We start from the raw sequence: 3,900 nt of genomic DNA, 5'->3' as shown, positions 1-3,900 counted from the left end.
AATATTCTTGCTAAATCCTCTTGTTTCTTTAAAAATTTAACTGGCATCTTAGTCGCCACTGTGAAAGATTGTCTCGGATGTCGTTTTACTAACACCTCATTAAGCACCTTTTCACTGATAAAATTATGGTACATATAAGCTGTATCAAAATAAGTAAATCCTCTTTCCAAGAAAGTATCTACCATTTTATTTAATTGTTCATAATCTATACTAGTTTGATCATCTGGATTTGTAAGCGGAAGTCTCATAAATCCAAATCCTAATTTTTTAGCCATTTTACCCCATCTCCTTCAATATAATATTTTCTACATTATCTTTATACTTAATAGCTTACCACTTAAAGTTAACTCCAAGTCAATATTTTATTATAAAAAATATGCTTATTTTATAACATAACAATTCGACCATATGTCATAAAACAAGCATAACTTAAATTTATATCAAATTATAAATAATCTTCTCCATTTTTTAAATCATTTAAAATAGTCTTTATAGCATCTATACATATATCAACCTCTCCCTTTGTATTGAAATGGCTAAATGAAAATCTAACTGTTCCCTGAGGGAAAGTCCCCAAAGTCTTATGAGCTCTCGGAGCACAATGCAAACCAACTCTAGTCATTATTCTATATTTACTGCTCAATAAAAATGCCACTATGCTGTTATCTGCCTCTTCAAAATCTAAAGAAACAACTCCTACTCTACCTTCTACTCCCTTTTTACCAGCTATTCTTACACCTTCTATTTCTTTGACCCTGTCCAAGAAATATTTAGTTATCTCCATCTTTTCATTATTTATATTATCTATTCCAGTTTCTTTTAGATAAATAAGCGCTTGATGCAATCCTATAATTCCAGGTAAATTCATCGTTCCACTTTCAAATCTATCTGGTAAAAATTCAGGCGCCTCTTCTGAATCAGATAAGCTTCCTGTTCCGCCGATTATAACTGGCTCAATCTCAGCTGCCAATTTATCACCTACTATAAATCCACCTATCCCCTGTGGACCTAACAGTCCCTTATGGCCTGTAAACGCTAGAAAATCTATATTATCTCTTACCATATCTATATCAATTATACCAGCACTTTGTGCAGTATCTACCACATATATCAAATTGTGCTCCTTACATAAAGCTCCTATATCTCCTATAGGCAAAATAGTTCCACACACATTTGATGCATGAGTAGTTATTATTGCCTTTGTATTTTCTTTTATATAAGGTATAAAATCACTTGCTTTTACACTACCTTCTTCATCACACTCAACTACATCAAATTGTAGTCCTAATTTTTCCATTTGAACTAGAGGTCTCATAACGGCATTGTGTTCTACACTGCTTACGATTACATGATCTCCTGGTTTTAAATAACCCTTTATAAAATAATTTAGTGAATAAGTTACACTTGGTGTAAACACTACATTTTTTGAATTAGAACAATTGAATAAATCCTTTAACATTTCCCTTGTCTCTAAAACAGCACTACCTACTTCATATGCACCTTCATATCCACCTCTATTTATATTAAAAGCACCACCTTCTATAAAAGTACCCATAGCCTTTCCAACATTGGGTGCTTTTGGAAATGATGTGCTTGAATTATCAAAATATATATCTTTCATCGTATTTAGCACCTTCCTTTTTTAATGTTTTATAATAAAATTATATATTTCCTATTTATATTATTATAAATTATATTAGACTATTTTCCTACAATTTTTCCTAAATATATTTCATCATATATAAATAAGAAAGCTACCTCAAAATAATATTTGAGGTAGCCTATATAATCAATTATTTATTTTTAACTATTTTCTAGGATTTTTTATAGTTGCTCTAGCAGCAGCAAGTCTAGCTATTGGAACTCTGTATGGTGAACAAGATACGTAGTTAAGTCCTGTATTGTAGCAGAATTCTACTGAAGATGGTTCTCCACCATGTTCTCCACATATACCTAATTTAATGTTGTCGCCTTTTACGCCTCTAGCTAATGTTGCAGCCATTTTAACTAATTTACCTACACCGTGTTGGTCTAATACTTGGAATGGATCTTTTTCAAGTATTTCTCTATCAACATATTCACCTAAGAATTTACCAGCATCGTCTCTTGAGTAACCAAATGTCATTTGAGTTAAGTCATTTGTACCAAAACTGAAGAAGTCAGCTTCTTGTGCTATTTCATCAGCGATTAAGCAAGCTCTTGGTATTTCTATCATTGTACCAACAGTGTATTTAAGTTCTACACCTGCAGCTTCTATAACAGCATCTGCAGTTTCAACTATAGTTTCTTTAACTGTTCTAAATTCGTTTAATGCACCAACAAGTGGTATCATTATTTCTGGTTCAACATTTAATCCTTCTTTATTTACAGCTATAGCTGCGTTTATTATAGCTTTAGTTTGCATTACAGCTATTTCTGGATATGTTACAGCAAGTCTACAACCTCTGTGTCCTAGCATTGGGTTGAATTCTGCTAATTCTTCACATCTCTTCTTGATTGCTATAGCTTCTATTCCCATATCTTTAGCAAGTTCTTCTATAGTTTCATCATCTTGTGGTAAGAATTCATGTAGTGGTGGATCTAAAAGTCTTATGTTAACTGGACGTTCTCCCATAACTCTGTAGATATCTTCGAAGTCTTTTTGTTGCATTGGAAGTAATGTATCTAATGCTTTAACTCTTTCTTCTACAGTGTTTGATAGAATCATTTTTCTAACTGCTGGTATTCTTTCTTCGTCGAAGAACATGTGTTCAGTTCTACAAAGTCCTATACCTTCAGCACCAAAGTCTACAGCTGCCTTAGCATCTCTTGGGTTATCTGCATTAGTTCTAACCTTCATTTGTCTAATTTCATCAACCCATCCCATTAATTTTTCAAAATTACCAGTCATATCTGCAGATGCTTTAGCTACATTTCCTAAGTAAACTGTACCAGTAGAACCATCTAGAGAAATATAATCTCCTTCTTTAAGAACTATATCTCCAACTTCTATAGTTTTTGAAACTTCACTTACTTTTATTTCTCCACAACCAGCTACACAGCATTTACCCATACCTCTTGCAACAACAGCAGCATGTGAAGTCATACCACCTCTAGCAGTAAGTATACCTTGTGCGCTTACCATACCTTCTATATCTTCTGGAGAAGTTTCTTGTCTTACAAGTATTGTTTCTGTACCATCTTTAGATGCTTCAACTACATCGTCAGCACTGAAGTAGATTTTACCACTAGCAGCACCAGGTGAAGCAGGTAAACCTTTTGCTAAAACCTTTGCTTCTTTAAGAGATTTATCTTCAAATTTTGGATGTAGTAATTGATCTAATTGGTTAGGTTCAACTCTCATTATTGCTTCTTCTTTAGTTATTAATCCTTCTTCAACTAAATCAACAGCTACGTTTATAGCAGATTTTGCAGTTCTCTTACCATTTCTAGTTTGTAGTAAGAATAATTTACCTTTTTCTATAGTAAATTCTATATCTTGCATATCTCTGTAATGTTTTTCTAATTTGTCAGCAGTTTTTACGAATTGATCGTAGATATCTGGCATTATGTCTTTTAATGTGTCTATTTTTTGAGGAGTTCTTATACCTGCAACAACGTCTTCACCTTGAGCATTTATTAAGTATTCTCCTAATAGATGGTTTTCACCAGTAGCTGGGTCTCTAGTAAATGCAACACCTGTACCACTGTTATCTCCCATATTACCAAATACCATTGATTGTACATTAACTGCTGTTCCTAAATCATTAGGAATATCGTTTAATTTTCTATATACTATTGCACGAGGATTATTCCAAGATCTAAATACTGCTTCAACTGCTAACATTAATTGTTTTTTAGGATCTTGTGGAAAATCTTCTTTTACTTCTGATTTATAGATAGCCTTAAATTCTTCAACTA

3 protein-coding genes are annotated in these 3,900 nt (G+C 32.7%); all 3 read right to left on the bottom strand.

Going from position 1 to position 3,900, the window contains the following annotated elements:
• Positions 1-275: aldo/keto reductase (locus ACI3VO_RS08570; protein ID WP_439757516.1), on the bottom strand; the 275-nt coding region annotated here is incomplete at its 3' end.
• Positions 276-445: 170 nt separating this feature from the next.
• Positions 446-1,621, bottom strand: a complete 1,176-nt coding sequence (locus tag ACI3VO_RS08565; protein WP_439757515.1) for an aminotransferase class V-fold PLP-dependent enzyme — start codon at positions 1,619-1,621, stop codon at positions 446-448.
• 186 nt (positions 1,622-1,807) lie between these two features.
• Positions 1,808-3,900 (bottom strand): pyruvate, phosphate dikinase (gene ppdK / locus ACI3VO_RS08560; RefSeq protein WP_439757514.1); only part of this gene is annotated, 2,093 nt, incomplete at its 5' end.

The organism is Intestinibacter sp., assembly GCF_051866655.1.
Classification (GTDB): domain Bacteria; phylum Bacillota; class Clostridia; order Peptostreptococcales; family Peptostreptococcaceae; genus Intestinibacter.
The sequence above is the reverse complement of the archived record's forward strand: the minus strand, read 5'-3'. Positions and strand labels throughout refer to the sequence as shown.